Origin of the sequence: Falsiroseomonas algicola, assembly GCF_011040385.1 — a bacterium.
In the GTDB taxonomy this organism is placed as follows: Bacteria; Pseudomonadota; Alphaproteobacteria; order Acetobacterales; family Acetobacteraceae; genus Falsiroseomonas; species Falsiroseomonas algicola.
On record NZ_JAAIKB010000006.1, the window covers coordinates 254,489 to 280,241 of the forward strand.

Below are 25,753 nucleotides of genomic sequence, written 5' to 3' on the forward strand. Positions count from 1 at the left end.
CCCCGAAGACGGGCTAGGATGCCGGCGCCATGCCCCCCAACCGCCCGATCCCTGACGCCGCGCCGCCCCCGGCCGGCCGCGCCACCATCGCCGATGTCGCGCGCGCGGCGGGGGTGCATGCCTCCACCGTCTCCCGCGCCCTCAACCCGGCCACGCGGGGGATGGTGACGGAAGCCGTGGCGCTGCGGGTGGCGGAGGCGGCGGACAGGCTGGGCTGGCGGCCCTCGGCGCTGGCGGCCGGGCTGCGAACGCGGAAATCCCGCACCATCGGCATCCTGGTCCCGGACCTCGTGAACCCGATCTTCCCGCCCATCGTGCGCGCGGCGGAATCGCTGCTGGCCGCGCAGGGCTACGCCACGCTGGTCGCGAACACGGACAATGACCCGGCGCGGGAGGAGATGCTGATCTCCCGCATGGCGGAGCATGTGGTGGACGGGCTGATGATGGCCTCCGCGGCAGAGGGGACGCATGCGATCGAGCTTTGCGCCCGCTTCGGCATCCCGACGGTGCTGATCAACCGGCGCCTGCCTGGCGCCACCACATCGGCCGTCACGAATGACGACCGGCATGGCATCGGTCTCGCGGTGTCGCATCTGGTGGCGCTAGGCCATCGCCGCATCGCGCATCTCGCCGGGCCGCGCGGCGTCTCCACCGCCATCGACCGGCGCGAGGGTTTTCTCGAGGCCCTGCGGGCGGCGGGGCTCGATCCGGGGCCGGTGGTGGATGCGGCGGGCTACACCCGCGCCGCCGGGCGGGTGGCGATGGAGACGCTGCTGGCCGGCCCTTCCTTCACCGCCGCCTCTTTCACGGCCCTCGTCGCCGCGAACGATATGTTATGCCTTGGTGTCTACGACGTGCTGCGGTCACGCGGCCTTCGCGCCGGCGTCGACCTTTCCGTCACGGGGTTCAACGACATGCCCTTCGTGGACCTCATCGACCCGCCGCTCACCACCATCCGCATCCAGCACGCCGCCATGGGACGGGAAGCGGCGGAGGCGCTGCTGGCGGAGATTGCAGAACCCGCCGCCCCGCGCCGCGACACGCGCCTCGTCCCCGAACTCGTCATCCGCGCCTCCACCCGCGCACCCCGACAGGAACACTGATGCCCATCATCGTCGCGCAGATCTCGGACGCGCATCTCGGCCCCCGCACCACCGTCTTCCAGGCCAACATGGCGCGGATCGAGGCCGTGCTGCATGCGGACCCGCCCGCCGCGCTGGTCGCCAGCGGCGACCTCTCGCTCGATGGCGCGGACCGGGATGCGGACCTCTCCTTCGCCGCCAGCGCGCTCCGCCGCGCCGCGGGCCGCGCGCCGCTGCTGGCCATCCCCGGCAACCACGATGTCGGCAGCACGCGGGAGACGATGCCGACCCAGGTGGTGGACGAAGCCCGCCTGGCCCGCTGGGACGCGATGCTCGGCGCCGACCGCTTCATCCAGGACCTCGATGGCCCCGGCGGTGAATCCTGGCGCCTGATCGGCCTGAACACGGAGATCATGGGCACCGGCCTGGCGCGGGAGACCGAGCAGGCAGGCTTCGTGGCCACGGCGCTGGAGGGGCTCGGCCGGCGGCGCATCGCGCTGTTCCTGCACAAGCCGCCCTTCGTGCACGGGATGGAGGATCCCTTCGACTACTGGTCCGTCCCGCCCGCCGCCCGCGCCACGCTGGCGCCGCTGCTGACCCACCCCGCGCTGCGGCTGGTCGGCTCCGGCCATGTCCACCTGCACCGCCTGGTCCAGCGGGGGGAGGTCATCCACGCCTGGGCGCCCCCGGCCTCCTTCGTCTGCGAGCCGGAGATCCAGCCCGGCATTCCCGGCGACCGCCTGGCCGGCTTCCTGCGCCACCGCCTGCATGCCGACCATGCGGAGGTGGAACTCGTCTCCCCCGCCGGCATCCGCGCGCCCTTCCTGGAGGAGGTGCGCGCGGAGACCTATCCGCGGCAGGGCTGAGGCTTCTCACGAAAAAGAGAGCGTTCCAATTTTGACTTAAGCGAGAAAGCGGGTTTCTCAACCCGTGATCTGTTTCCGGCCAGAATCCAGCCGGCTATGACGTGCCGGCGGTCAAACAGGGGCGGCGATGTCGCAGACCAAGCAACAACGGTCGGAATTCCTGGGGTTGCGCGACCCCTATGCCGAGACAACCCCGGGTGAGGAAACCTCCCGCCCCCCCGCCGAGCCGCTGGTGACGCGGGAGAAGATGGAGGAGCTGGCCCGCGCCGGCGCCGCCCTGGCGGTGCTGATGCTGGCCATCGCGGGCGTCGTCGCCGCCATCAGCTGACCGGCGTCTTCTCCGGCAGGCTGATCCCCGTCAGTGCCTGCCAGACGCGGATGACGAAGCCATCATCCGCGCGCCCATGGCCCATGGCGCTGGCCGCCGTGAACAGCTGCTGCGCCTGGGTGGCCAGCGGCACCGGGTGGTTCAGCCCCCGCGCCATCTCCGCCACCAGGCCGAGGTCCTTGACGAAGATGTCCACGGCGCTGCGGGGCGCGTCATCGCCGACCAGCACGCGGGCCATCCGGTTCTCGAACATCCAGGAATTGCCGGCGGCACTCGTCACCACGTCATAGAGCTGCCGCGGATCGGCGCCGGCGCGGATGCCGAGCGCCATCGCCTCCGCCGCCACGGCGATATGCACCCCGGCCAGCAGCTGGTGCACGACCTTCACGGTGGCGCCGATGCCCGGCGCATCGCCGAGTTCCCAGACTTTCGCGGCGACGGCATCCAGCACCGGCCGGGCCCTGGCGAAGGCGGCAGGCGAGCCGGAGGCCATCACCGTCATCTCCCCCGAAGCGGCCTTGGCGGCGCCGCCGGAGACCGGCGCATCGAGGTAGAGGAAGCCGGCTGCCTCGGCCTTCTCCGCCAGGCGCTTCGCATCCGCCGGGCCCATGGTGGCGGAGGAGAGGATGACGGCGCCCGGCGCCAGGCGCGGCGCGCAGCCTTCCGGCCCGAAGAGCGCGGCCTCCGTCTGCGCGGCGTTCACCACCAGCAGCAGCACGGCCTCCGTGCCCTGGTCGATCCCGGCCGCGCTGGCGGCGGTGGCACCACCCGCGGCGGCGAACTCGGCGCGCGCCGTGTCGCGCATGTCGCAGCCCGTCGTCGCCAGGCCCGCGCGATGGCAGGACAGCGCGGCACCCATGCCCATGGCCCCGAGGCCGATCACCGCCACCTTCATCGCCGCGCTCCCTGCGTGTTCCCTGCACCCTTACCGGGCGCAGGGCTCATGACAAGGCAAGCCGCGCGATCTGCACGAGGGCGGAGATGACGAGCAGCACCAGCACGATGCGGCCGAGCTTGTCCGGGGATGGCATGCGCGGCAGATGGGGATCAGCCCGCTTCAGATGAAGGCCCCGCAATGTCCCGCAGCAGCGCCTTCAAGGCGGGCGCGGCCCCTGCGTGGCGGGCGAGCAGCGCGGCCTCATGGGCACGGGCTTCCGCCACCAGCTCGGCGGCCAGCGCGGCACCAGGGGGCGTCAGCCGGATGCGCATCATGCGGCCCTGGCGCTGCCGCGCCACCAGGCCATCCGCCGCCATCCGGTCCAGCAGCTTGGACATGGTGGGCTGCTGCATCAGGCAGGTCTCGGCCAGTTCGCCGACCGTGACACCCTGCGCCGCGCCCTCCAGCGTCGCCAGCACGCGCCAGACCGGCACGGCCACGCCGCGCGCCTTGAGTTGCGCATGGAACCCGGCGGAGGCCGCATGGCTCGCCCGTGCCAGCAGGGCCAGCAGATAGCCATCGACGAAGCGGGGGGATTCGCCCATGGCGGCCAACATATGACTTTTCATATGTCACGGACCAGCGTTATCCTTGGGGCAACGTCAGGGAGTGCCCGGGATTGCGCGACGACCGGATCGAGCCGCAATGGATCGAGGCCTTCGAGGCCGTGCTGCGGCTGTGCAAAGCGCAGCCGGGGGAGGTCGTCTGCCTGCTGGCGGAAAGCCAGTCGCGGCCGCTGAACCTCGACCTGGCGGAGCTGGCCGCCCATCGCCTGGGCTGCCGGCCCTTCCGGCTCGTGGTGCCGACGTCGCGGCAATCCGCGCCGGTGCCGGTGCGCTCCACCGGCGCGTCCCGCGCACTGCAGGGCCATCCCGGCGCGCTGGCGGCGCTGAAGGCGTCCTCCCTGATCCTGGACCTGACGCTGGAAGGCCTGCTGCACGCGCCTGAGCTGAAGGAGATTCTGGCGGCGGGGTCGCGCATCCTGATGGTCTCCAACGAGCATCCGGAGGCGCTGGAGCGGCTGGTGCCACGGCCCGAGGACGAGGCGCCGGTGAAGGCGGCGGTGAAGCGCGCCCGCGCCGCGAAGCGGATGACCGTGACGAGCGCGGCCGGCACGGACCTGGTGGTGGACATGGCGGGCGCCATCACCGCGGGGGTCTGGGGCTGGACGGACCGCCCCGGCACCATCGCGCATTGGCCGGGCGGCGTCGTCGTCAGCTTCCCGCGCGCCGGCACGGTCAACGGCACGCTGGTGCTGGCGCCGGGCGACGCGAACCTGACCTTCAAGCGCTACATCGAAAGCCCCGTGCGCCTGACGCTGATCGATGACCACGTCACGGCGATCGAGGGCGCGGGCACCGACGCCATCGCCATGCGCGAGTATCTCGCCGCCTGGGGCGATCGCGCGGCCTATGCGGTGAGCCATGTCGGCTGGGGCATGAACGCGCGCGCGCGGCGGGAGGCGCTGCTGGCCTATGGCGCGCGCGACACCAACGGGACGGAGCTGCGCGCCGCGGCGGGGAACTTCCTGTTCTCGACCGGCGCGAATGAATTCGCGGGCCGCTTCACGGAGGGGCATTTCGACATCCCCGTCTTCGGCTGCACCATCGCGCTGGATGGCGAGCCCGTCGTCATCGAGGGGAGGCTCGTTCCATGACCACCATCCTACTGCACGGCATTGGCGGCCCCTCCTGGGGTAATCTGGTGCCGGGCGCCCTCGACTGGCCGTTCCCGGGCTTCTGCGGCACGGCGCCCCTGCCTTCGATGACCTTCCCCGCGCTGACGGCGGCGCTGCTGGCGGCGATGGACGAGCGTGGCATCGCGAAGGCCACGCTGGTCGGCCACTCCATGGGCGGCATGGTCGCGCAGGATTTCGTGGCGACGCATCCCGACCGCGTCGCGAAGCTGGTGCTCTACGGCACCACGCCGGCCTTTGGCGGCCGCGACCCGAGCTTCGCCGACGCCTTCCTGCGCGCGCGCCTCGGCCCGCTGGAAGGCAGCACGATGCGGGAGGCCGCGCCGGCGATGCTGGAAGGCATGTTCGGCCCGGACGCCGCGCCCGATGCCTATCCCCGCGCGCTGGAGGCGATGCAGGCGGTGCCGGAGGATGTCTATCGCGACACGCTGCGCTGCCTGACGACCTTCGACCGCCGCGCCGACCTGGCGCGGATCAGCGTGCCGACCGTGCTGATCGCGGGCGAGCGCGACCAGGCCGCGCCGCTCAAGACCATGCAGCGCATGGCGGAGACGATCCCCGGCGCGCGGATCATCGTGATCCCGGAGGCCGGGCATCTGATCCACCTGGAGAAACCCGCCGAATTTGCGGCCGCGCTGCGCGACGCATTGGAGAGCTGAGCATGGACGCCCTGCCCGCCACCACGCTGGAAGACGCGCCGATCTTCGACGCCGACGCCTTCCGGCTGACCCCATTCGAGGCCGAACTGACCGCCAAGGCGCGCCGCTTCGGCGCGACGGTGCTGGCGCCCCGCGCCGCGCGCTGGGACCGCGAGGCCACCTTCCCCACCGACAACTATCGCGACATGCATCGCGAAGGGCTGCTCGGCATCTGCATCCCGAAGGATGAAGGCGGGCTCGGCGCCGATTTCCGCGCCTATTGCATGACCGCCGCCGAACTCGGCCGGTATTGCGGCGCCACCGCGCTGACCTGGAACATGCATGTCTGCTCGACGCTCTGGACCGGTGCGCTGACCGAGGATCTGGACATTCCCGCCGAGGCCCGTGCGGAACATCGCCGGCGCCGACAGATCCACTACGACCGCATCCTGGCCGATGGCGCGATCTACTCGCAGCCCTTCTCCGAAGGCGGCGCGGCCGCCGCCGGTGCCGCGGCCTTCGGCACCACGGCGAAGCGCGTGGAGGGCGGCTTCCTCATCAACGGCAAGAAGATCTTCGCCAGCCTCGCGGGGCACGCGAACTACTACGGCATCCTCTGCACGGAGGTGCATGAAGGCGAGAAGCTGTCGCGAAGGGACACGCTCTATCTCGGCGTGCCGGCCACCGCGCCTGGTGTGACGGTGGAGGGCGAGTGGGACCCGCTCGGCATGCGCGGCACCGTCTCCCGCAACCTGCTCTTCAAGGATGTCTTCGTCCCCGACGATGCGGCGCTGATGCCGCCCGGCCTCTACTTCCAGGCCGCCACGCGCTGGCCGCACATGTTCATGACGCTGTCTCCGACCTACATGGGCATCTGCCAGGCGGCCTACGACTTCACCGTGAAGTATCTGCGGGGCGAGGTGCCGGGCACGCCGCCGGTCAAGCGCCGCATGTATCCGACCAAGCAGATCGCCGTCGCGCAGATGCGCATCATGCTGGAACAGACCAAGGCGCTGTGGTTCCAGGCCATCACCGATGCGCGGCCCGATCCGAGCAAGGAGCAGATGATGCGCGCGCTGACCGCGCAATACACGGTGATGGAGAATGCGAATGCGCTCTGCGCGCTCGCCATCCGCACCTGTGGCGGGCAGTCCATGCTGAAGTCGCTGCCGCTGGAACGGATGTATCGCGACAGCCGCTGCGGCGCGCTGATGCTGCCCTGGACGGCGGAACTCTGCCTGGATCGCCTCGGCCGCGACACGCTCTACGAGAAGGGCGAGGTCGATTGACCGCGCCGCTCCACCACTGGGCGGCCTCCCACCCGCCCGGCTGCATTGCGCTGCGCTTCGGCGAGGCCGCGCTGGACTACGGCGCGCTGGACGCTGCCGTCGCTGGCATGGCCGGCGCGCTGGCTTCGCGCGGCATCGGGCGGGGCGACCGCATCGGCTTCCTCGGCCACAACCACCCCGCGCAGATCGTGGCGCTGCTGGCCTGCGCCAGGCTCGGCGCCATGCAGGTGCCGCTGAACTGGCGCCTGGCCGCGCCGGAATGGCGCTTCATCCTGGAGGATGCGGGCGCGTCCCTGCTGCTGGCCACGCCTGATTTTCTCGAGACTGCCGTGGCCGCCGCACCCGAAGGCTGCGCGGTGATGGATGCGACGGCGCTGCACGGCGATGCCGTGCCACCGGCCGTCGGCACCGACGATGACCCGCTGCTGCTGGTCTATACCAGCGGCACCACCGGCCGGCCGAAGGGCGCGGTGCTGGACCAGCGGGCGCTGCGCTTCAACGCGCTGAACGCCATCGCGACCTTCGACCTTGCGGCCGATGACCGCGTGCTGACCGTGCTGCCGCTCTTCCATGTCGGCGGCCTCAACATCCAGACCACGCCGGCGCTGATGGCCGGCGCCGAAATCATCCTGCATCCGCGCTTCGAGGCCGACGCCTTCTTCGACACGGTGGAGCGCGACCGCCCGACGCTGACGCTGCTGGTGCCCGCCGTGATGCAGGCGCTGGTCTCGCATCCCCGCTGGGCCAGCGCGGACCTCTCCTCGCTCCGCGCCATCGGCGCCGGCTCCTCCGACGTGCCGCTGCCGCTCATCGAGGCCTTTCATCAGCGCGGCATCCCGGTGCAGCAGGTCTATGGCGCGACGGAGACCTGCCCGATCGCCATCGTGCAGACGCGGGAGGAGGCGCTGGCCGCTCCCGGCTCCATCGGCCGCCCGGCCCTGCACGCGGAATGCCGCCTGGTCGATACCGGCGGCGCCCTGTGCCCGCCCGGGACCGATGGGGAGATCCAGGTGCGCGGCCCCGCCGTACTACGCGGCTACTGGAAGCGCGACGATGCGCTGACGCCGGATGGCTGGTTCCCCACCGGCGATGTCGGGCGCGTCGACCCGGAGGGTCGCTACTGGTTCACCGACCGCCTCAAGCACGTCATCATCTCGGGCGGGGAGAACATCTACCCCGCCGAGGTCGAACGCCTGCTGCGCAGCGCGCCCGGCGTCGCGGAAGGCGCCGTGGTCGGCCGCGACGATCCGCGCTGGGGCGAAGTGCCGATCGCCGTGGTCGTGCCCGGCGAGGGCTTCGATGCCGCCCGCGTGCTGGCCCATTTCGAGGGCCAGATCGCGCGCTTCAAGCAGCCCCGCGCGGTCGTCGCCCTGCCTGCCCTGCCGCGCACCGCGCTCGGCAAGGTGGAGGTCGCGCGGCTCAGGCAGATGGTGGCCGCATACCCCAGTCGCTGAACTCCCGCGCGGCCACGGCGCGATCCTCCAGCACCACCAGGTCGCGGTGGCGCCAGTCCCGCTTCAGGCGGGCGAAGGCGTTGCGCACGGCGCGGGGTGGGCCTTCCAGCACCTGGCCGATGCAGTGGCCGCGCAGCGTCAGGCAGCCCGTCACGCCGCGCGCCAGCAGACCGCCGCGCAGCCTGTCCGCCATCGCGGCGATGGCGGCGGGGTCCGCCGCCACGCCGGACTCGCCGATACTCATCGCCACGATGCGGTGGAGCGTCATGCCGCGCGCAGCGTGACCAGCACGTCCCGCACCTGCCGGCGCAGCGCTTCCGCCTGTTCCGACAATTCGCCGGCGGTGGCGTTGACCTGCGTCGCCGCGCCGCCGGTCTCCCCGGCCGCCTGGCGCACCTCCTCGATCCGCGCGGCCACGTCGCGCGTCCCGCTGGCGGCGGCCTGGACGCTGCGGGCGATGTCCTGCGTCGCGGCGCCCTGCTGCTCCACCGCCGCGGCGATGGCCACCGCGATGTCGCTGATCTTCACGATGGTATCGCGGATGGCGCTGATCTCGGTCGCCGCGCCGCGCGTCGCGTCCTGCATCGCGCTGATCTGCTGGGCGATGCCTTCCGTCGCGCGCGTGGTCTGGCCGGCCAGCGACTTCACCTCGCTCGCCACCACCGCGAAGCCCTTGCCGGCATCGCCGGCGCGCGCCGCCTCGATCGTCGCGTTCAGCGCCAGCAGATTGGTCTGGCCGGCGATGCTGCCGATCAGCTTCAGCACCTCCTCGATGCGTTGCGAGGCCTCGTTGAGGTTGGCGACGGTGCTGTTGGTCCGCTCCGCCTGTTCCACGGCGGCGCGCGCGACGGCGGAGCTCTCGTTCACCTGCCGCGCGATCTCGGCGACGGAGCTTGCCAGCTCCTCGGTCGCCGCGGCGACGGTGCCGACATTCTCGCTGGTGGCGCCGGTGGCGTCGCTCACCTGGCTGGCGCGCATCGCGCCCTGCTCCGCGATCCCAACCAGCGAGGTGGCGGCGGCGTTGAGTTCGTTGGAGGCGGAGGCGATGCCCTCCACCACGCCGCCGACGCGCTCCTCCAGCTGCGTGGCGACGCGCTCCAGATCCTGCTTGCGGGCCGCCTCCGCGGCATGCTTGTCCTCCTCCTGCCTGGCGCGAAGGGCGGCATTCTCCCGCAGCCCTTCGGCGAAGCCCGACAGCGCGCGCGCCATGGTGCCGACCTCGTCGCCGCGGTCGGTTTCAGGGACCTTCGTCTCGAAGCGGCCCGCCGCCACGGCAGCGGTCGCGTCATTCAGGCGCTTCAGCGGATGCACGACGGTGGCGAGCGCCATGCCGGCCGCCATCGCGACAGCAAGCAGCAGCCCGACGCCAAGGCCGATCTGCAGCCACAGCGCGGTCGCATCGACGGTGTCGGTCAGCTGCGCCGATCGGCGATCGGCCAGGCCGACGAACGCCTCCATCAGGCGGCGGTTCTGCCCCCGCAACTCGACGACCTGGTTCAGGAAGTCGCGGCGCAGCATGGCCTCGGCTTCCGCCTGCCGCCCCTCCGCCAGGATGCGCAGGCCCGCCAGCGCCACCTGCTGCAAGGCGGCAAAGCGTTGCTGCATCGCCTGGATATCCGCCGCCAGCGTGCCATCGGGGGCTGCCTCCCGCATCTCCCGGATATGGGACGCCATCGTCTCGCCCATCTCCTCGATCTCGCGCTGCGCGACCGCGACCTCCGCGCGTTCCTCGAACGCCGTCGCGCGCCAGACCGCGCGCGCCATGTCGATGGTGGTCGCATTGGCATTGGCGGCCGCTGTCGCGGCCTCCGCCTCACGCTCGATCAGGATCGAGTATTCGGCATCGACGGATTGCACGACGCGGATGAGGTAGAAGGTGCTGCCGGCGGCCAGTGCCGCCAGCAGTGCCACGGGCAGGAGCGCCTTCCACAACAGGGACAGGTTGCTGAACGGTCGACGCATCGGATCCTCCGGCGACGTTGCGGGCGCGTCATCCCGGAGCCCGGAACAGCCGCCGGGCGCCACTGCCACGTTTCCGGCTCAGGAATGACTAACGGCGCCCGCTATCCCGTGACGGAAACCCGCCAGGTGAAGCGCCGCGTCTCTCCCGCCTCCAGCATCTCGATCCCCGGCTTGGACCAGAGATCGACGTCGTAGCCATCGATATCCGCGTGTCCCGCCCAGGGCTCGATGCAGAGGAAATCGGCGCCGGGCTTCATCCAGAGGCCGAGCTGGCCGAAGCCCTGCCAGGCCACTTCCAGCCCCGGCGCACCCGGCGCGCCGTATTGCAGGCGGCGGCTGGCGGGGTTCAGCAGGATCATCGCACTCGGCCGGAACAGATCCTCCCGCAGTCCGAGCGTGCGGCCATGCGTCGGCAGGGCATGCGGCGTCTGGTCGATCAGGCCCTTGTCGTTCAGCCGGAAGAAGGGCCCGGCCTCCTCCTGCTCGAACTCGATGCGGTGCGCGAGCTTGCCGGCGCTGCCGGGCAGCGGCCAGCGGAAGGCGGGATGCGCGCCGACGGAGAAGGGCAGCGTGCCTTCCCCCGCATTGGTGACGCCATAGGTCACGGCCAGCGTCGCACCATGCAGGGCATAGGCGACCTCGAAGCGGAAGGCGAAGGGGTAGATGGCGCGCGTCGCTTCGCTGTCCTGAAGCAGGAACCGGCACCCCGTCGCGTCATGCTCCACCAGCGTGAAGCGGCTGTCGCGCGCGAAGCCGTGCTGGCCCATGGGGAAGCTCGCCTCCCCGATGCGGAGCGTGTCGTCTTTCACCTTCCCCACGATCGGGAAGAGCACGGGCGAATGGCGCGGCCAGGCGGCTTCCGCCTGCCAGAGCAGCTCGCGGCCCTCCCCGTCCTTCAGGCTGGTGAGTTCCGCACCCTCGGCCTTCACCACGGCCTTGAGCTTCGGCGTGCCGAGGCTGATCCGATCCGCTGAACCGCTCATGGCCGTCGCTTCGCCTCCCGCCGCTGGTCATGCGCGCGGGCGTGCAGCAGCGCCAGCGCGTGCAGGTCTTCCGGCACACCCGCCGCACGCGCGGCATCGGTCAGGAAGCCCAGTATGTGCTCCGCCTCCGTCCGCCCGCCCGCTTCGAGATCCCTCAGCATGGAGGCGGTGTAGGCGCTCCCGGCATCGGAGAACATCGCGCGGTAGCTCTCCATGAAACCGGGCGACATCGGGAAGCCCTGCGCCGCCGCGATGGCGGCGTTGCGCTCCAGCAGCGCCAGTAGGAAGCCGCGGCCGCCGGCGCGGATGATCTCGCCGACGCTGGCGCGCATCAGCACCGTGCCGGCCGCGACGGTGCCGAGATGGACCAGCTTCTCCCACATGCGCCGCCTGATGTCCGGCACCGCCTCCGCCACCAGCCCCGGCGATTGGCCCAGCGCCGCGGCAAAGGCGGCGGCACGGCCATCCAGCGCGCCGTCCTGCTCCCCGCCCCCTTGTTCACCAAAGGTCAGCCAGTGCCAGTCATTGAGGTGCTGGATGGTGCCGTCCGGCCGCAGCGTCGCCGCGCATTTCGCGAGGCCCCCCCAGACGCGCGCCGCGCCGAAGGCGGCGTTCAGCCGGTCGATATGCGACAGCCCGTTCAGCACCGGCAGCACGCAGGCGCCCGCCTCCACCGCCGGGCGGATCGCCTCGATCGCGGGATCGAGGTCATAGGCCTTGCAGGAGAGCAGCACGACATCGAAGCCGGGACAGGCGCGCTCCATCGTGGTGACGGGCCCGTCGAAATCGCCATGCGTGCTGCGCAGCCGCAGCCCATCCCGCGCCAGCGCGGCCGCCCGCGCCGGGCGGACCAGGAAGGCGACATCGAGCCCACGCTGCATCGCGCGCGCCCCGAAATAGCCGCCGAGCGCGCCCGCCCCCAGCACCAGCATCCGCATCATGGCCACCCGTTTCCCCGTGCACGGCCAGAATCACGCAAGCCAGGGCGATGTCCAGCCCGGGACGACTCGCTTGAGCCGCCGCCCGATGTTCTATAAATGTTCCCTCTGACGAGGAGGGGCTTCGCATGGCGGTCGCGGCGATCCTGGTAGGGCCGGCGGATTTCGGGGGGTGGCGGCAGGCGGCGCGCGGCCTGGTGGCGGCGGGCCTCAGGCCCGACCAGGTGGAATGGCGCGTGGCCGGCGACAGCCCCGGCCTGTTCGGCGAGACGCCCGCGCCCCCGCCCCCCGCGGAGCCCGGCCGCTTCACCGTGCCCCGCGCCTTCATGGGGCTCGCCGAGGTCGCCATCCGCCACAGCGATCCCGAACGCTTCGCGCTGCTGTATGGCCTGCTCTGGCGCATCCATGCGGGGGAGGCGGCGCTGATGCAGGTCTCGACCGACCCGGCCGTGGCGCGGCTGGAGGCGATGGCCAAGGCGGTGCGGCGGGACGCCCACAAGATGCACGCCTTCCTCCGCTTCCGGCAGGTGGAGACGGAGGCCGGCACGCGCCACGTCGCCTGGTTCGAGCCCGACCACCATATCGAGGAGGCGGAGGCCGATTTCTTCGTCCGCCGCTTCGCCAGCCTGCGCTGGACCATCGTGACGCCGCGCCGGACGGTGGGCTGGGACGGGGAGAGCCTGTCCTTCGGCCCGGGCGGCAACCGCGCCGAGGTGCCACCGGATGATGCGGTGGAGCCCCTCTGGCGCGCCTATTACGCCGCGATCTTCAACCCCGCCCGGGTGAAGCCCAACGCCATGCGGGCCGAGATGCCCCGCAAATACTGGCGCAACATGCCGGAGACCTTCGAGATTCCCCGCCTGCTGGCGGAAGCCCCCCAGCGGGTGCGGGAGATGGTGGCCCGCGGCGGCGGCGCCCCCAACCCGCAGCCGCAGCGCGCCGTGCATGTCCCGGCGCAGGTGCCCGTGAAGCCTGGCGCGGCGCCGCGCGTTGAAGCCGCCATGGACCTGCTCGACACCTCCAAGGATCCCGCCCTGGCGCTGGCCGATCTCCGCCAGGAACTGCTCGGCCGGAACGACCTCCCGGACTGGACCACGCGCGCCACGCAGCCGGTGTTCGGGGAGGGCGCGGTCGGCGCGCCGCTGCTCTTCGTCGGCGAACAGCCGGGTGATGAGGAGGACATCCAGGGCCGCCCCTTCGTCGGCCCCGCCGGGCGCCTCTTCAACCGCGCGATGGAGGCGGCGGGGCTGCCGCGCGATGCCGCCTACGTCACCAATGCGGTGAAGCACTTCAAGTTCACGCCGACCGGCAAGCGCCGCCTGCACCAGTCGCCGGACGCCGGCGACATCACCTACTACCGCCCCTTCCTGCTGCGGGAGGTCGGGCTCGTCGCGCCGAAGCTGGTGGTGGCGCTGGGCGCCTCGGCGCTGCAGGCGCTGACGGGCAAGAAGCTGCCGGTGATGAAGACCCGCGGCACCACCGTGACGGCACTGGAAGGCCATCCGGTCTTCGCGACGGTGCATCCGAGCTACCTCCTGCGCATCCCGGACCAGGAGGGGCAGGCGCGGGAGTTTTCCCGATTTGTGGAGGATCTGAAGGCGGCGGGGCAGCAGACGGCCTGAGCGGACACGCCGGTTCCCCCGGCTCCCCGCTGGACCGTCCTCAGTTCAGCCGCTGCCGCAACTCCTCCAGCAGGCCCTTCACCCGGGCGGCCTGGGGGCCTTCCGGCACCAGCTTGAGGAAATTCTCGAGCGCGGCGATGGCGGCCCCGATCTGGTCGAGGCGCTGGTGCATCAGCCCGGCCTCCCGCCACAGGGGCGCGGCATCGGGGGCGATGCGCAGCATGTCTTCCGTGCAGGCCACGGCGCCCGCCAGGTCGCCGCCGCGCAGGCGCCGCACCTTGATGTTGTTCTGCAGCCGCAGCAGCACCGCGCGCTTGTCCATGCGCGCCAGCGACGAAGGGCCGAGTTCCGCCTGCTCCCCCGCGAAGCGCTTCAGGGTGGCACGCAGGTCGCGCGCATCCATGGCATGGCCGCCGGCGAAGACATCCACCACCACCTGGCCGCGCCCCGCCAGCGCGATCAGGAAATGGCCGGGGAAGTCGACGCCATGCGCCTCCCACCCCGCCGCCTCCGCCGCATGCAGCCAGAGGATGCCAAGCGCCACCGGCAGCCCCCGCCGGCGCTCCATCACGCGCAGCAGGTTGGCGTTGGCCATGTCCTCATAGGTTTCCTCATCCCCGGCATAGCCGAACTGGCCGTGGATGACCTGGGCGAGGACGGCGCGGCGGCGGGCAACGTCGCCGGCATCGGCTTCCTTGTCCGCGGCGGCGGCATTCACCGCGGCGCGGGCCAGCGCCGTCAGGTGTTCCGCCCCCGCGCGCCAATCCGCCTCCAGCGCATCGACGCGCGCCAGTTGCAGCGCGGCCTGGCCGATATCGATCTCGCTGTCCGGCAGCGTGCCGAGCGCGGCCAGCGCCGCCCGCGCATCCTGCAGCGGGTTGCTCATGCCTCAGCCCTGCGCCGGCACCATCCGGCCGACGCGGCGGCCCCCGAAGATGTGGACGTGGAAATGCGGCACCTCCTGCCCCCCATCCTCGCCCATGTTGGAGAGGATGCGATAGCCCGAAGCCTCCAGCCCGAGGTCGCGCGCCACCTTGCCGACCGCGCGCCAGAAGCCCGCGACCTCGGCGTCCGACGCCTGCGCGCTGAAATCGGCATGGGAGACATAGGGCCCCTTCGGGATCACCAGCACATGCACCGGCGTCTGCGGGTTGATGTCGTGGAAGGCGAGGGCGAACTCATCCTCATGCACCCGCTTGCAGGGGATCTCGCCGCGCAGGATGCGCGCGAAGATGTTGCCGGAGTCGTAGGGCGGCAGGCCGGTCATGCGCGTCATGGTCGAAGCTCCGCAGGCGTGGTCAGCGCCCCTGTTCTGGCGACGACACCGGGCCGGCGCAACCCGCCTTCAGGGCAGCTTGGTCGTCTGCGCCGCCTTCACGAGGCCCTTCGGCCGGGACGCCTTCTCCGCGATGCCCGAGATGCCCTGGCGCCGCGCCAGCTCCGCCCAGACCTCGGCCGGCGCGATGCCCGCATCCACCCAGAGCACCATGAGGTGATAGAGCAGGTCGGCGCTTTCCAGCACCGTCGCGGCGCGGTTGCCCATCGTCGCCTCGATCACGCATTCCACCGCCTCCTCGCCCAGCTTCTGGGCGACCTTGGCGGTGCCGCGCGCCAGCAGCCGGGCGGAGTGCGAATTCTCCACATCGCCGGCGGCGCGCCGCGCCTCCACCGTGCGCCAGAGCGTGTCGAGGATGGCGGCCTCCGCGCCTTCCACCGTGAAGCGGCCGAGCGCGCCGGCACCGGCGGCACTCGCCGCCTTCGGCATGGCGAGCTGTTCGGCGACGGGGATGGTCGGCGGCAGCGGCAGGCTCGCCGCGACCTTCAGCGCCTTCTTCTTGGCCTTGGGCAGCTTGGCCTTGAGGGCCTTCGGCTTCGGCAGCTTCGCCTTTGCGGGCTTCGGCTTCGCGGGCTTCGCCTTGGGGGCCTTGGCCTTGGCGGGCTTCAGTTTCGGGGTCGCGGCCTTGCCCATCTCACGCAGCCTCTGCCATGGGCCGGATCGGCAGGCCCGCCTGTTCCAGCGCGGCCTTCGCCTCCGCGATCCGCATCTGGCCGTAATGGAAGACGCTGGCGGCGAGCAGGCCGGTCGCCCCCGCCTTCGCCCCTTCCACGAAATGCTCCACGGCGCCGACGCCGCCGCTGGCCACGATCGGCAGCCGCACCGCCGCCCGCGCGGCGCGCAGCAGGCCGAGGTCGAAGCCCTGGCGCGTGCCGTCGCGGTCCATGGAGGTCAGCAGGATCTCCCCCGCGCCACGGCGCTCGGCCTCCCGGATCCATTCGATGGCGTCGATGCCGGTGCCGCGGCGGCCGCCATGGGTGAAGACTTCCCAGGTGCCCTCGCCGGAGGACCGCGCATCGATGGCGACGACGATGGCCTGGCTGCCGAAGGCCTCCGCGCCCCGCGTCACCAGCGCGGGGTCGGTGACGAAGGCGGAATTGACGGACACCTTGTCGGCGCCGGCCAGCAGCAGGCGGCGCATATCCTCCACCGCGCGGACGCCGCCGCCAACGGTGAGCGGAATGAACACCTGCGCCGCGGTGCGGGACACCACGTCGAGCATCGTGTCGCGGCCCTCATGGCTCGCGGTGATGTCGAGGAAGGTGATCTCGTCCGCCCCCTCCCGGTCATAGATCCGCGCCTGCTCGACCGGATCGCCGGCATCACGCAACTCAAGAAAATTCACGCCCTTGACGACGCGGCCGTCCTTGACGTCGAGGCAGGGGATCACGCGCAGGGCCAGCACAGGGGGCGCTCCGCTGGGGACAGCTAGTCCGGGTTTGTCAGGGGCCGCGCCGGATGGCGAAGGCGTAGCGTGATTGCGACCGTTGTCGCCATTGGTCAAGCGATGATCTGCCGCGCCCAGCCCAGCAGCAGCCCCGCCAGCGCCAGCACCAGCGCGGCGCGCAGGTTGCGGTCCCGGAGGCGCACCTCCCGCCCCTTCAGCAGCCGGCCCAGCACCCGCACCGCCAGCCAGGCCGCGAGGATGAAGCAGGCCGTCTCCGCCAGTTGCAGCGGAACGGCCACGCCAGTGCTCAGGCGGCGGCGAGCGCCAGGGCCGCGGCGGGCTCCACGCGGCCGTCATAGAGCGCGCGGCCCAGGATGGCGCCGGCCACCACGCCTTCCGCCTTCAGCGCCACGATATCATCCGTGGAAGCGACGCCGCCGGAGGCGATGACGGGCATGGTGACGGCGCGGGCCAGCGCCGCGGTGGCCGCGACGTTCACGCCGCTCAGCATGCCGTCGCGGGCGATGTCGGTGTAGATGATGGCCGCCGCGCCCGATCCCTCGAAGGCCTTGGCCAGATCCACCGCGGTGGTGCTGCTCGTCTCCGCCCAGCCCTCCGTCGCCACGAACCCGTCCCGCGCATCGATGCCCAGCGCCACGCGCCCCGGGAAGGCGCGGCAGGCGGCGCGGGCGAAATCGGGGTCCTTCACCGCGGCGGAGCCCAGGATGATGCGCGTGACGCCGGCGGCGAGCCAGGCTTCCGCCGTCGCCATATCCCGGATCCCGCCGCCGAGCTGCACGGACAGCCCCGGCACGGCGGCGATGATGCGCTTCACCGCCTCCACATTGGCAGGCTTGCCGGCGAAGGCGCCGTCGAGGTCCACCACATGCACCCAGGCGAAGCCCTGCGCGGCAAAGCTGGCCGCCTGCGCGCCCGGGTCATCGGCATAGACCGTCGCCTGCGCCATGTCGCCGCGCTTGAGGCGCACCACCTGCCCGCCCTTGAGGTCGATGGCGGGGTAAAGGGTAAAGGCCATGGGTGTTCAGCCGCCCCCGATCAGGCTTTCCGTGCTGCGCCCGCGGCCGGGCTCCAGCAGCTTGTGGTAGAAATGGCCGGCGACCGTGCGGCTCTCCACCCGCGCATAGCAGGGATGGGTGCCCCACCGCGTGTAGCCGAGGCCCTCGAACAGCGCGATGGCGCTCGACTGCGTCTCCCGCACGTCGAGGTTCAGCACGCGGATGCCGGTGCCGGCCGCATATTCCTCCACCCGCTCCACCAGCTGCCGCGCCAGCCCGTGGCCGCGGGCATAGGGGGCGATGTAGGCGTGGGTGAGCTGCGCCGCGAAGGCCTGGGCTTCGTTGTTGCGGGGCGGGCGGACCAGCTGCGCGCTGCCGACGACATTGCCATCGAGCCGCGCGATGAACAGCGTGCGGTCCGGCACCAGCAGCACGCCGCGGAAATGCCGCGCCAGCGCGGCGCGGTCCTGGCTCTGCACCCAGCCGAAGCCGCCACCCTCGATGATCGCGGCATTGGTCGCCTCGCAGAGCTCGTCGAGGTCATGCGGCGACAGCTCGGTGACGATCTCGACGGCCAGCTTGTGCTGGCCGGCGCGCTGGATGGTGGGGCTCATGGATCCCACCGCAGGAAATTCGCCAGGATGCGCAGCCCGACCAGGCTGCTCTTCTCCACATGGAACTGCGTGCCGGCGATGTTGTCGCGGCCGATGATGGCCGGGACCGTGCCGCCATAGCGGGCGCTCGCCAGCAACTCGGCGGGTTTGCCGCCAGCCAGCGCGTAGGAATGCACGAAATAGGCGTGGGCGCCGGGGGCGAGGCCCGCCAGCAGCGGATGCGCGGGCTGGTCCAGCACCAGCGCGTTCCAGCCCATCTGCGGCAGGGGCAGTTCCACGCCCGCCTCGTCCCGCGGGTCCATCGGCGCGATCTCGCCCGCGATCCAGCCGAGGCCCGGCGTCACGCCATGCTCCAACCCGCGCTCCGCCATCAGCTGCATGCCGACGCAGATGCCGAGGAAGGGCTTCTTCTGCCCCATGACGCTGTCGGTGAGGGCGTCGACCATGCCGGGCAGGGCGTCGAGCCCCCGGCGGCAGGCGGCGAAGGCGCCCTGGCCGGGCAGCACGACGCGGTCGGCCGCGCGCACCTCGGCGGCGTCCGTCGTCACCGCGACCTCTGCCGCGACGCCCGTTTCGCCGATGACCCGTTCCAGCGCCCGCTTGACGGAGGCGAGGTTGCCCGAGCCGGGATCGATGACGGCGATCCTCACGGCAGGCTCCGCACCAGGTCCGGGCGCTGCTGGCCGAGCCGGAACCAGGCGGTGTCCAGGCTGTCCGCCACCACCACGCCGCGTTCCGGCAGCCCGATCCGGGCGAGCCGCGCGCGCAGCCTGTCCCGCGCCTCGAAGCCCGCCAGCAGGTGCAGGACGACGGTGGTGGCGCTCAGCAGCGGTTCGGGCAGCAGCAGGGCCGCGGCGACGACCAGCACCAGCAGCGCCAGCGCCTCCCACCACAGCCGGTTCCAGGCGAACCAGAAGGGGCCGAAGATCGTCGCGGCCAGGGAGAATCCCTCCCGCACCAGGACCGGCGGGCGCACCTTCGGCTCCGGCCAGCCCTCCGGCCCGGGGGGCGGGGGCGGCGCCGCATGGACGGTGTAGAGCTTCACGATCAGCCCTCCAGCGAGCCCTTGGTGGAGGGGATTTCGTTCGCCATGCGCGGGTCCGTCTCCAGCGCCATCCGGAGCGCCCGGGCGACGGCCTTGAAGCAGGCCTCCGCCACATGGTGGGCATTCGTGCCCGCCTTCAAGGTGACGTGCAGCGTGATGCCCGCGTTGAAGGCGAAAGCCCGGAAGAATTCCTCGACGAGTTCGGTGTCGAAGGTGCCGATCTTGGGGCGCTGGAAGGGGACAGACCAGGCCAGGAAGGGCCGGCCGGAGATGTCGATCGCGGCCTCGGCCAGCGCCTCGTCCATCGGCAGCAGGCACTGCCCGAAGCGGCGGATGCCGCGCTTGTCGCCCAGCGCCTGGCGCAGCGCCTGGCCCAGCACGATGCCGACATCCTCCACCGTATGGTGGTCGTCGATATGCAGGTCGCCCCTGGCCGCGACGGTCAGGTCCATCAGCGAATGGCGGGCGAGCGCGGTCAGCATGTGGTCGAAGAACCCGACCCCGGTCGCGACCTCCACCTTGCCGGTGCCGTCCAGGGCAAGGGTCAGGCGGATGTCGGTTTCGGAGGTGGCGCGGGCGATGCTGGCGGTGCGCGTCATGGGCGCTGCACTAGCGGATAGGGCGGGCGGGGTCCACGGCCGGGTGATGACGGCGGGGCAACAATCGGGCGAACGACCCGCCCGTGTTGCATTTCTGTTCCGCGCCGCTGACGCTGCCGCTTGCATTGCACTGGCCCTGCCCCGATGCCACATGCGCGGGCCATGAACACCTCCTCCTCCCCGCATGATCCCCTCGGCTGGCACGGCACCACCATCCTCTGCGTCCGCAAGGATGGGCGCGTGGCTATGGCCGGGGATGGCCAGGTCTCGCTGGGCCAGACCGTCGTAAAGGGCAATGCGCGCAAGGTGCGGCGCATCGCCCAGGGCCGCGTCCTGGCCGGCTTCGCCGGCGCCACGGCCGATGCCTTCACCCTGCTGGAACGGCTGGAGGCGAAGCTGGAACGCTTCCCGGACCAGCTGGAACGCGCCTGCGTCGAACTCGCCAAGGATTGGCGGACGGATCGTTACCTGCGGCGGCTGGAAGCGCTGCTCGCGGTGGCCGATGGCAAGCGCAGCCTGCTGCTGACCGGCCAGGGCGACGTGCTGGAACCCGAGGACGCCGTGATCGGCATCGGCTCCGGCGGGAACTACGCGTTGGCGGCCGCCCGCGCGCTGCTGACGGTGGAGGGCGTCCCCGCCGAGGAAGTCGCCCGCCGCGCCATGAAGATCGCCGCCGACATCTGCGTCTACACCAACGGCAACATCGTGCTGGAGACCATCGAGTCGTGACGGAAACCGTGAACCTCTCCCCGCGGGAAATCGTCAGCGAGCTCGACCGCCACATCGTCGGCCAGAACGACGCCAAGCGCGCCGTCGCCATCGCGCTGCGCAACCGCTGGCGCCGCCAGCAGCTGGCAGCGGGCCTGCGCGAGGAGGTGGTGCCGAAGAACATCCTGATGATCGGCCCGACCGGCTGCGGCAAGACGGAGATCGCCCGCCGCCTGGCGAAGCTCGCCAACGCGCCCTTCCTGAAGGTCGAAGCCACCAAGTTCACCGAGGTCGGCTATGTCGGCCGCGACGTGGACAGCATTATTCGCGATCTCGTTGAGGTGAGCATCACGCAGACGCGGGAGAACTCGCGCAAATCCGTGCAGGCCAAGGCGGAGCTGGCGGCGGAGGAGAAGCTCATCTCCGCCCTGGTCGGCGAGGGTGCCTCCGGCGAGACACGGATGAAATTCCGCCGCATGCTGCGGGAAGGCCAGCTGGAGAGCCGGGAGGTGGAGGTGCAGGTCGCCGACACCACCGGCGGCATGCCGATCGGCATGATGGACATGCCCGGCGCCCAGGGCCTGCAGATGCAGAACATGCAGGAGATGCTGGGCAAAATGTTCGGCGGCCGCCAGAAGCCCCGCAAGATGACGGTGGCCGAGGCCCGCCAGGCCCTGCTGAAGGACGAGGCCGACAAGCTGCTGGACCAGGAGGCGCTGACGCGCGAGGCCGTGTCCAACGCCGAGAACAACGGCATCGTCTTCATCGACGAGATCGACAAGGTCTGCGCCCGCACCAGCGAAAGCGGCTTCCGCGGCGGCGACGTCTCCCGCGAGGGCGTGCAGCGCGACCTGCTGCCGCTGATCGAGGGCACGACCGTCACGACCAAGCACGGGCCGGTGAAGACGGACCACATCCTCTTCATCACCTCCGGCGCCTTCCACCAGGCGAAGCCGAGTGATCTGCTGCCCGAGTTGCAGGGCCGCCTGCCCATCCGCGTCGAACTCTCCGCCCTGACCCGCGACGATTTCCGCCGCATCCTGACGGAGCCCGAGCATTCGCTGGTGAAGCAGTATGTGGCGCTGCTGGGGACGGAGGGTGTCACGCTCGACATCACCAGCGACGCGACGGATGCGATCGCCGAACTCGCGGCCGAGATCAACGCCACGGTCGAGAATATCGGCGCGCGGCGCCTGGCGACCGTGATGGAGCGGCTGCTGGACGAGATCAGCTTCACCGCCTCCGACCGGGGGGGCGAGACGATCACGGTGGATGGCGCGCTGGTGAAGACCCGCGTCGCGCCGCTGGCAGGCAGCGCCGACCTCTCGCGGTTCATCCTGTAATAACAGACGTGGACACAGCCAGGGTCGCTGCGTTATAACCTCCGTATCCACGGAGGCTGTGACATGGCGACCCTCAAGCTGCGCGCGATCGGCAATTCGGTGGGCGTGGTGCTGCCGAAGGAGCTGCTCGCGCGCCTCAACCTCTCGGAGGGCGACAGCCTCCAGGTCGTGGAAAGTCCGGATGGGCTGCTGCTGACCGTTGCGCCGCAGGAAACCGAGGCGCAGCTCGACCTCGGGCGCGAGATGATGCGCAAGTACCGGGAAACCTTCGCGGCTTTGGCCAAGTAGGGGGCGTGGCGTGACCACCCCCCGCTGGATCGACAAGCGGGCGCTGCTCTACCTCCACAGCGAAAGCCTGCGCCAGTTCGGCGGCGCGGAGGGTCTGCGGGATGAGGGGCTGCTGGACAGTGCCCTTGCCCGACCCCTGAACCGGCACGCCTATGAGGCCGAGACGGATCTCTGCCGCCTCGCCGCTTCCTATGCGCATGGCATCGTCCGCAACCATCCCTTCGTGGATGGCAACAAGCGCGCGGCCTTCCTGGCGGCGGGCGTCTTCCTGATGGCGAACGGGCTCGACCTGGTGGCGCCACAGCCCATGGCGACCGTCGCCATGCTCGACCTCGCCGCCGGCGAGTTCACGGAAGAGGAATTCGCCGCCTGGCTGCGGGACCATACGGCACCTCGCGCGTAACAACATGCGCGAACGCGGTCGCTTGCCGCGCCGCGAACCCCCATATGGTGCCGCATGTCCCTCACCGTCGCCCCGCCCCCCTCTGGCATCCTGACCGACGACGCGCAGGCGGAACTCGCCCGCGCCGTCGTGCAGCTGGAGACCGTCTCCCTGGCCTCCCGCATCGCCGGCATGGTCGGCACCCCCGTGGAGGCGCTGCGCTCCCGCCTGCCATCCGGCGTGCAGTCCATGCTGGATGGCGCGGTGCGCAAGGCGCTCGCCACCGCCATGCAGGCGGCGCTGAAGGCGGCGCCGGCCTCGAACCCGACGCCCCTGCCCACCTCCTGGCTGCATCGCGGCCTGGCCGCGGCGAGCGGCGCGGCGGGCGGCGCGCTCGGCCTGCCCGGCACGCTGGTGGAACTGCCGGTCTCCACCACCCTGCTGCTGCGCCAGATCGCCGCCATCGCCGCCGAGCACGGGGAGGACCTGTCGGACCCGCTGGTCGCCGCCGAATGCCTGAAGGTCTTCGCGCTCGGCGGCCGCGACGCGCGGGATGACGCGGCCGAATCCGGCTACTTCGCCGTCCGCGTCGCCCTGGCGGAGGCGCTGAAGGGCGCGGTCGGCAAGGGCGTGGCCGGCATGGTACTGCCGGGCTTCCTCGGCCCCATCGCGGCGCGCTTCGGCGGGCCGGTGGCGTTGAAGCTCTCCGCCCAGGCGGCGCCGCTGATCGGCGCGGCGGGGGGTGCTGCCATCAACCTCGCCTTCCTCGAACACTTCCGCAGCGTGGCGGAGGGGCATTTCACGGTCCGGCGCCTGGAACGCCTCCATGGCGCGGCCGCGGTGAAGACCGCCTATGAGGCGATCGCGGCCACCCGCGACGCCCGATTCATGGCCTGAATGGGGCAGCGGCGGCACGGCCGCCGCCCGCCCACGCAAGCGTGAAGCGACTCCGCGCGCAACGTTCCGCCCGCCGCCGCGTTGCCGGTCACTAGCCCGTCAACGCGCCTGAACCCCGCCGAACCATGACGGGGCCGCCGCATTGCCCCCCCGGAATCAACAACCGGGGGCCTGCCGCCTTGCAACTCGATCTCATCCTGCGTGGCCAATCCAACGCCGCCTACCTTGCCGAACTCGATGGCTTCGCGGGCGCGGGGCGGCTGGTGACGGAGGTGGAGCGCCTGCTCGGCTTCGATGGCGTGAACGATCGTGTGACGCTGGTCTACGACCGCGACGGCCAGGGCGGCGACACCACCTACCCCGCGACGGCCTTCCTCGACGAATGGATGGACCCGACCGCGGCCGGCGGCTGGCAGGCCGGGGAGCTGGAACGCCTCTTCCTGGACCGCATGGAGCAATACCGGGCCGATGGCCCCGGCGACGCCACCGCCATGGTCTGGCTGCACAGCGAATATGACAGCCGCGACCCCAACCTCTCCGCCGCCTCGCTGGCGGAGGCGATGCGCGTCGATGCGGCACTCGTCCGCGCCACGCTGGGTCGCGATATCCCCTACCTCTATGTCGCCGCGCATCCCTATGGCGACGGCACCGACACCGGCCACCAGGCCATCCGCCAGGCCATGGAGACGCTGGCCGCCGATCCGGCCTTCAACGCCCGCATCGCCGCCCGCGCGCCGGACCTCAACGTCGATCTGGACAATTACGACGGCAACGAGGCGACGCGGGAATATGGCGGCGCGCATATCTCGGCCTCCGATGCGCTGATCATCGCCAGCCGCATCGCCCGCGCGGCGGCGGAGGAATGGGCCGCCTATGCCAAGCCCGGCTCGCCCGTCGCGCTGGCAGGCGGCAACATCGCCTCGGACGGCCCCCAGGTGGTGGCGGCGACGCTGCTGGACGCGACGCGGCTGCAGGTGGATGTGCGGCATGACGACACCAGCGGCTTCCTGGCGCTGGATGCGGATGCCGCGTCCGGCGTCGGCTGGTCCGCCCGCCTCGCCGACGGCACGCTGGTGGCCGCGACCGGGGCCACGATCCTCGATGCCGACAGCCTCGTGGTCAGCTTCGGCCAGGCCCTGCCGGCCGGCGCGGTGCTCGACTACGCCTATGGCATCGGCAAGCTGTGGGGGGCGAGCGGCACCGGCCAGGGCCATGCGGTGATGGATTCCTCGGGCCTGCCGGTCTGGACCGCGGCCCAGGGCGTCGCCATCGGCACCGCCGCGCCGCCCGTGGTCGCGGAGCCCGCACCAAGCCCCGAACCGGCCCCGGCCACGCCGCCTGTCGTGGTCACGCCGCCGCCCGTCGTGCTGGAGCCCGCGCCGATCCCCGAGCCCGCGCCGGCGCCGCCGCCCGCCGCCCTCGCCCCACCCCCGCCCACCCCCGTGATCGACACCACCGCCCTGTTCCGCGACCAGGTGACGGTCACGATCACGGCGCCCGAGACCGCCCTGGTCACCACCGCCGATGGCCGCAGCGCCACCGTGACCGGCAGCGAGATCCGTTTCGCCGATGGGCGGGAGGTGATCGGCCATGGCGGCACCGCCGGGCTGGTGGACCGGCTGCATGACATCGTGCTCGGCCGCGACACCTCCCTGCTCGGTACCGGTTGGGCGGCCGATGCGCTGGATGCCGGGCGGATCGAGGCCCGCGACCTCGCCCAGGGCTTCCTGGCGCAGGGCGGCATCGGCGAGATCGCGGATGACCGGGACTTCGTCACGGCGGCCTGGACCAACGCCTATGGCGCGCCGCCCGTCGAAAGCGGCACCGCCCTGCTGCTGCAACGGCTCGAGGCCACCAACCGCGCCGACTTCCTCGTGATGGTGGCGACGGAGGGCGAGGTGCTGGCCGCGCAGCCCGCCATGACCAGCGGCATCTTCATCGCGGATTGGGGCATGAGCTTCGCCTCCGGCCTGGTCCAGATGGCCTATGGGCGGGAGGCCACGGTGGCGGAGCTTCGCGCCCTGGACGCCCAGCTCGATTCCGGCTGGTCCCCGGCCGACCTCGCCCGGGAGCTGACCATGACCGATGAATACCAGGCCCGCATCGCGGGTCTGGACGAGGCCGGGGTCGCGACGCTGCTGCATGAAGGTGCGCTTGGCCGTGCACCGGATGCCGCGGAGCTGGCGGTGTGGAGCGCCTTTTTCGCCAATGGCGCCACCACCACCGACCTCGCCGTAGCGCTGGCCGATTTCTGGGAATTCCAGGCCGCCGTGCAGAGCCGGGCCGCCGACGGCATCGCCGTCATCGCCTGACCCCGACGGCATCGCCGTCATCGCCTGCCTG

The 25,753-nt window shown here is 71.6% G+C and carries 30 protein-coding genes; 14 read left to right on the forward strand and 16 right to left on the reverse strand.

The genetic code is table 11. From position 1 onward, the window contains the following. Window positions 1-29: 29 nt before the first annotated feature. The 3 genes from G3576_RS16795 (at window position 30) to G3576_RS16805 (ending at window position 2,276) form a co-directional block, all read left to right on the forward strand. Entirely contained in the window at window positions 30-1,103 is a 1,074-nt protein-coding gene (locus G3576_RS16795) for a LacI family DNA-binding transcriptional regulator (protein ID WP_164695577.1), read from the forward strand. Then, window positions 1,103-1,948, forward strand: coding sequence for a metallophosphoesterase family protein (locus G3576_RS16800; protein ID WP_164695578.1), 846 nt, complete (start codon window positions 1,103-1,105; stop codon window positions 1,946-1,948). The genes G3576_RS16795 and G3576_RS16800 overlap by 1 nt, the downstream gene beginning before the upstream one ends. Window positions 1,949-2,075: 127 nt before the next feature. Next, window positions 2,076-2,276 carry a hypothetical protein gene (locus G3576_RS16805; protein ID WP_164695579.1) on the forward strand — a complete coding sequence of 67 codons (201 nt, stop codon included), beginning with the start codon at window positions 2,076-2,078 and terminating at the stop codon, window positions 2,274-2,276. Here G3576_RS16805 and ltnD read toward each other — a convergent pair. Together ltnD and G3576_RS16815 are read right to left on the reverse strand one after the other, a co-directional pair. Continuing rightward, window positions 2,269-3,171 carry an L-threonate dehydrogenase gene (gene ltnD / locus G3576_RS16810; RefSeq protein WP_164695580.1) on the reverse strand — a complete coding sequence of 301 codons (903 nt, stop codon included), beginning with the start codon at window positions 3,169-3,171 and terminating at the stop codon, window positions 2,269-2,271. The genes G3576_RS16805 and ltnD overlap by 8 nt on opposite strands. Window positions 3,172-3,323: 152 nt before the next feature. Next, window positions 3,324-3,758, reverse strand: coding sequence for a MarR family winged helix-turn-helix transcriptional regulator (locus G3576_RS16815; protein WP_164695581.1), 435 nt, complete (start codon window positions 3,756-3,758; stop codon window positions 3,324-3,326). Window positions 3,759-3,832: 74 nt separating this feature from the next. Here G3576_RS16815 and G3576_RS16820 point away from each other — a divergent pair, with 74 nt between their 5' ends. The 4 genes from G3576_RS16820 to G3576_RS16835 are packed head-to-tail and all read left to right on the forward strand — an operon-like array spanning window position 3,833 to window position 8,290. After that, complete coding sequence (locus G3576_RS16820; protein WP_164695582.1) at window positions 3,833-4,870, forward strand: M29 family metallopeptidase; 1,038 nt, start codon at window positions 3,833-3,835, stop codon at window positions 4,868-4,870. Then, on the forward strand, window positions 4,867-5,568 hold the full coding sequence (locus G3576_RS16825; RefSeq protein WP_164695583.1) for an alpha/beta fold hydrolase: 702 nt from the start codon (window positions 4,867-4,869) through the stop codon (window positions 5,566-5,568). The genes G3576_RS16820 and G3576_RS16825 overlap by 4 nt, the downstream gene beginning before the upstream one ends. Before the next feature lie 2 nt (window positions 5,569-5,570). Next, a complete protein-coding gene (locus G3576_RS16830) occupies window positions 5,571-6,836 on the forward strand; it encodes an acyl-CoA dehydrogenase family protein (RefSeq protein WP_164695584.1) in 1,266 nt (421 codons plus the stop codon). Next, window positions 6,833-8,290: an AMP-binding protein gene (locus tag G3576_RS16835; protein WP_207622862.1), complete on the forward strand. Its 1,458-nt coding sequence runs from the start codon at window positions 6,833-6,835 to the stop codon at window positions 8,288-8,290. Before G3576_RS16830 ends, G3576_RS16835 begins: the two co-directional genes overlap by 4 nt. Here the strand turns inward: G3576_RS16835 and G3576_RS16840 are convergent. The 4 genes from G3576_RS16840 to G3576_RS16855 form a co-directional block, all read right to left on the reverse strand. Then, complete coding sequence (locus tag G3576_RS16840) at window positions 8,256-8,558, reverse strand: BLUF domain-containing protein (RefSeq protein ID WP_164695585.1); 303 nt, start codon at window positions 8,556-8,558, stop codon at window positions 8,256-8,258. The two genes, G3576_RS16835 and G3576_RS16840, sit on opposite strands and share 35 nt — an antisense overlap. After that, window positions 8,555-10,252, reverse strand: coding sequence for a methyl-accepting chemotaxis protein (locus G3576_RS16845; protein ID WP_164695586.1), 1,698 nt, complete (start codon window positions 10,250-10,252; stop codon window positions 8,555-8,557). Before G3576_RS16845 ends, G3576_RS16840 begins: the two co-directional genes overlap by 4 nt. 101 nt (window positions 10,253-10,353) lie before the next feature. Continuing rightward, on the reverse strand, window positions 10,354-11,235 hold the full coding sequence (locus tag G3576_RS16850; protein ID WP_164695587.1) for an aldose 1-epimerase family protein: 882 nt from the start codon (window positions 11,233-11,235) through the stop codon (window positions 10,354-10,356). After that, a complete protein-coding gene (locus G3576_RS16855) occupies window positions 11,232-12,176 on the reverse strand; it encodes a 2-dehydropantoate 2-reductase (protein WP_235952094.1) in 945 nt (314 codons plus the stop codon). The genes G3576_RS16850 and G3576_RS16855 overlap by 4 nt, the downstream gene beginning before the upstream one ends. A gap of 125 nt (window positions 12,177-12,301) precedes the next feature. Here G3576_RS16855 and G3576_RS16860 point away from each other — a divergent pair, with 125 nt between their 5' ends. Then, window positions 12,302-13,795, forward strand: coding sequence for a UdgX family uracil-DNA binding protein (locus tag G3576_RS16860; protein ID WP_164695588.1), 1,494 nt, complete (start codon window positions 12,302-12,304; stop codon window positions 13,793-13,795). Between the two features lie 40 nt (window positions 13,796-13,835). Here the strand turns inward: G3576_RS16860 and G3576_RS16865 are convergent, their stop codons facing one another. The 10 genes from G3576_RS16865 to hisB all read right to left on the reverse strand — a co-directional run bounded on the left by G3576_RS16865 (window position 13,836) and on the right by hisB (window position 19,792). After that, window positions 13,836-14,681, reverse strand: a complete 846-nt coding sequence (locus G3576_RS16865; protein WP_164695589.1) for a SirB1 family protein — start codon at window positions 14,679-14,681, stop codon at window positions 13,836-13,838. Between the two features lie 3 nt (window positions 14,682-14,684). Further along, window positions 14,685-15,071 carry a histidine triad nucleotide-binding protein gene (locus G3576_RS16870; RefSeq protein ID WP_164695590.1) on the reverse strand — a complete coding sequence of 129 codons (387 nt, stop codon included), beginning with the start codon at window positions 15,069-15,071 and terminating at the stop codon, window positions 14,685-14,687. Window positions 15,072-15,140: 69 nt separating this feature from the next. Beyond that, window positions 15,141-15,764 carry a phosphoribosyl-ATP diphosphatase gene (locus G3576_RS16875; RefSeq protein WP_164695591.1) on the reverse strand — a complete coding sequence of 208 codons (624 nt, stop codon included), beginning with the start codon at window positions 15,762-15,764 and terminating at the stop codon, window positions 15,141-15,143. A 1-nt stretch (window position 15,765) separates the two neighbouring features. After that, a complete protein-coding gene (gene hisF, locus G3576_RS16880; protein ID WP_164695592.1) occupies window positions 15,766-16,536 on the reverse strand; it encodes an imidazole glycerol phosphate synthase subunit HisF in 771 nt (256 codons plus the stop codon). 95 nt (window positions 16,537-16,631) lie between these two features. Next, window positions 16,632-16,817 (reverse strand): hypothetical protein, encoded by a 186-nt coding sequence (locus G3576_RS16885; RefSeq protein ID WP_164695593.1) that lies wholly within the window; start codon window positions 16,815-16,817, stop codon window positions 16,632-16,634. 8 nt (window positions 16,818-16,825) lie between these two features. Further along, a complete protein-coding gene (gene hisA, locus G3576_RS16890) occupies window positions 16,826-17,554 on the reverse strand; it encodes a 1-(5-phosphoribosyl)-5-[(5-phosphoribosylamino)methylideneamino]imidazole-4-carboxamide isomerase (protein WP_164695594.1) in 729 nt (242 codons plus the stop codon). A 6-nt stretch (window positions 17,555-17,560) separates the two neighbouring features. Further along, window positions 17,561-18,148 (reverse strand): GNAT family N-acetyltransferase, encoded by a 588-nt coding sequence (locus tag G3576_RS16895; RefSeq protein ID WP_164695595.1) that lies wholly within the window; start codon window positions 18,146-18,148, stop codon window positions 17,561-17,563. Then, entirely contained in the window at window positions 18,145-18,798 is a 654-nt protein-coding gene (gene hisH / locus G3576_RS16900) for an imidazole glycerol phosphate synthase subunit HisH (RefSeq protein WP_164695596.1), read from the reverse strand. Before hisH ends, G3576_RS16895 begins: the two co-directional genes overlap by 4 nt. Next, entirely contained in the window at window positions 18,795-19,193 is a 399-nt protein-coding gene (locus G3576_RS16905; protein WP_164695597.1) for a DUF2628 domain-containing protein, read from the reverse strand. The genes hisH and G3576_RS16905 overlap by 4 nt, the downstream gene beginning before the upstream one ends. 2 nt (window positions 19,194-19,195) lie before the next feature. Further along, a complete protein-coding gene (hisB, locus tag G3576_RS16910) occupies window positions 19,196-19,792 on the reverse strand; it encodes an imidazoleglycerol-phosphate dehydratase HisB (protein WP_164695598.1) in 597 nt (198 codons plus the stop codon). A 162-nt stretch (window positions 19,793-19,954) separates the two neighbouring features. Here hisB and hslV point away from each other — a divergent pair, with 162 nt between their 5' ends. The 6 genes from hslV (at window position 19,955) to G3576_RS16940 (ending at window position 25,722) form a co-directional block, all read left to right on the forward strand. Then, window positions 19,955-20,521: an ATP-dependent protease subunit HslV gene (gene hslV, locus G3576_RS16915; protein WP_164695599.1), complete on the forward strand. Its 567-nt coding sequence runs from the start codon at window positions 19,955-19,957 to the stop codon at window positions 20,519-20,521. Next, window positions 20,518-21,843 carry an ATP-dependent protease ATPase subunit HslU gene (gene hslU, locus G3576_RS16920; protein WP_164695600.1) on the forward strand — a complete coding sequence of 442 codons (1,326 nt, stop codon included), beginning with the start codon at window positions 20,518-20,520 and terminating at the stop codon, window positions 21,841-21,843. Before hslV ends, hslU begins: the two co-directional genes overlap by 4 nt. A 63-nt stretch (window positions 21,844-21,906) precedes the next feature. Next, entirely contained in the window at window positions 21,907-22,131 is a 225-nt protein-coding gene (locus tag G3576_RS16925) for an AbrB/MazE/SpoVT family DNA-binding domain-containing protein (protein WP_164695601.1), read from the forward strand. Between the two features lie 10 nt (window positions 22,132-22,141). After that, a complete protein-coding gene (locus tag G3576_RS16930; RefSeq protein WP_164695602.1) occupies window positions 22,142-22,534 on the forward strand; it encodes a type II toxin-antitoxin system death-on-curing family toxin in 393 nt (130 codons plus the stop codon). Between the two features lie 54 nt (window positions 22,535-22,588). Next, the gene (locus G3576_RS16935) at window positions 22,589-23,410 is read left to right on the forward strand and encodes an EcsC family protein (protein WP_164695603.1); all 822 of its coding nucleotides are present in this window, start codon (window positions 22,589-22,591) and stop codon (window positions 23,408-23,410) included. A gap of 179 nt (window positions 23,411-23,589) precedes the next feature. Continuing rightward, a complete protein-coding gene (locus G3576_RS16940; protein ID WP_164695604.1) occupies window positions 23,590-25,722 on the forward strand; it encodes a DUF4214 domain-containing protein in 2,133 nt (710 codons plus the stop codon). Window positions 25,723-25,753 lie beyond the last annotated feature (31 nt).

Excerpts from the sequence above, each read along its gene's own strand:
- G3576_RS16840 (WP_164695585.1), bottom strand. The coding sequence starts at position 8,558 with ATGACGCTCCACCGCATCGTGGCGATGAGTATCGGCGAGTCCGGCGTG.
- G3576_RS16925 (WP_164695601.1), top strand. The coding sequence starts at position 21,907 with ATGGCGACCCTCAAGCTGCGCGCGATCGGCAATTCGGTGGGCGTGGTG.
- hisB (WP_164695598.1), bottom strand. The coding sequence starts at position 19,792 with ATGACGCGCACCGCCAGCATCGCCCGCGCCACCTCCGAAACCGACATC.
- G3576_RS16935 (WP_164695603.1), top strand. The coding sequence starts at position 22,589 with ATGTCCCTCACCGTCGCCCCGCCCCCCTCTGGCATCCTGACCGACGAC.
- hisA (WP_164695594.1), bottom strand. The coding sequence starts at position 17,554 with ATGGCCTTTACCCTTTACCCCGCCATCGACCTCAAGGGCGGGCAGGTG.
- hslV (WP_164695599.1), top strand. The coding sequence starts at position 19,955 with ATGAACACCTCCTCCTCCCCGCATGATCCCCTCGGCTGGCACGGCACC.
- G3576_RS16795 (WP_164695577.1), top strand. The coding sequence starts at position 30 with ATGCCCCCCAACCGCCCGATCCCTGACGCCGCGCCGCCCCCGGCCGGC.
- G3576_RS16855 (WP_235952094.1), bottom strand. The coding sequence starts at position 12,176 with ATGATGCGGATGCTGGTGCTGGGGGCGGGCGCGCTCGGCGGCTATTTC.
- G3576_RS16800 (WP_164695578.1), top strand. The coding sequence starts at position 1,103 with ATGCCCATCATCGTCGCGCAGATCTCGGACGCGCATCTCGGCCCCCGC.
- G3576_RS16845 (WP_164695586.1), bottom strand. The coding sequence starts at position 10,252 with ATGCGTCGACCGTTCAGCAACCTGTCCCTGTTGTGGAAGGCGCTCCTG.
- G3576_RS16815 (WP_164695581.1), bottom strand. The coding sequence starts at position 3,758 with ATGGGCGAATCCCCCCGCTTCGTCGATGGCTATCTGCTGGCCCTGCTG.
- G3576_RS16825 (WP_164695583.1), top strand. The coding sequence starts at position 4,867 with ATGACCACCATCCTACTGCACGGCATTGGCGGCCCCTCCTGGGGTAAT.
- G3576_RS16830 (WP_164695584.1), top strand. The coding sequence starts at position 5,571 with ATGGACGCCCTGCCCGCCACCACGCTGGAAGACGCGCCGATCTTCGAC.
- G3576_RS16895 (WP_164695595.1), bottom strand. The coding sequence starts at position 18,148 with ATGAGCCCCACCATCCAGCGCGCCGGCCAGCACAAGCTGGCCGTCGAG.
- G3576_RS16860 (WP_164695588.1), top strand. The coding sequence starts at position 12,302 with ATGGCGGTCGCGGCGATCCTGGTAGGGCCGGCGGATTTCGGGGGGTGG.
- ltnD (WP_164695580.1), bottom strand. The coding sequence starts at position 3,171 with ATGAAGGTGGCGGTGATCGGCCTCGGGGCCATGGGCATGGGTGCCGCG.
- G3576_RS16805 (WP_164695579.1), top strand. The coding sequence starts at position 2,076 with ATGTCGCAGACCAAGCAACAACGGTCGGAATTCCTGGGGTTGCGCGAC.
- G3576_RS16850 (WP_164695587.1), bottom strand. The coding sequence starts at position 11,235 with ATGAGCGGTTCAGCGGATCGGATCAGCCTCGGCACGCCGAAGCTCAAG.
- G3576_RS16875 (WP_164695591.1), bottom strand. The coding sequence starts at position 15,764 with ATGGGCAAGGCCGCGACCCCGAAACTGAAGCCCGCCAAGGCCAAGGCC.
- G3576_RS16865 (WP_164695589.1), bottom strand. The coding sequence starts at position 14,681 with ATGAGCAACCCGCTGCAGGATGCGCGGGCGGCGCTGGCCGCGCTCGGC.
- G3576_RS16870 (WP_164695590.1), bottom strand. The coding sequence starts at position 15,071 with ATGACGCGCATGACCGGCCTGCCGCCCTACGACTCCGGCAACATCTTC.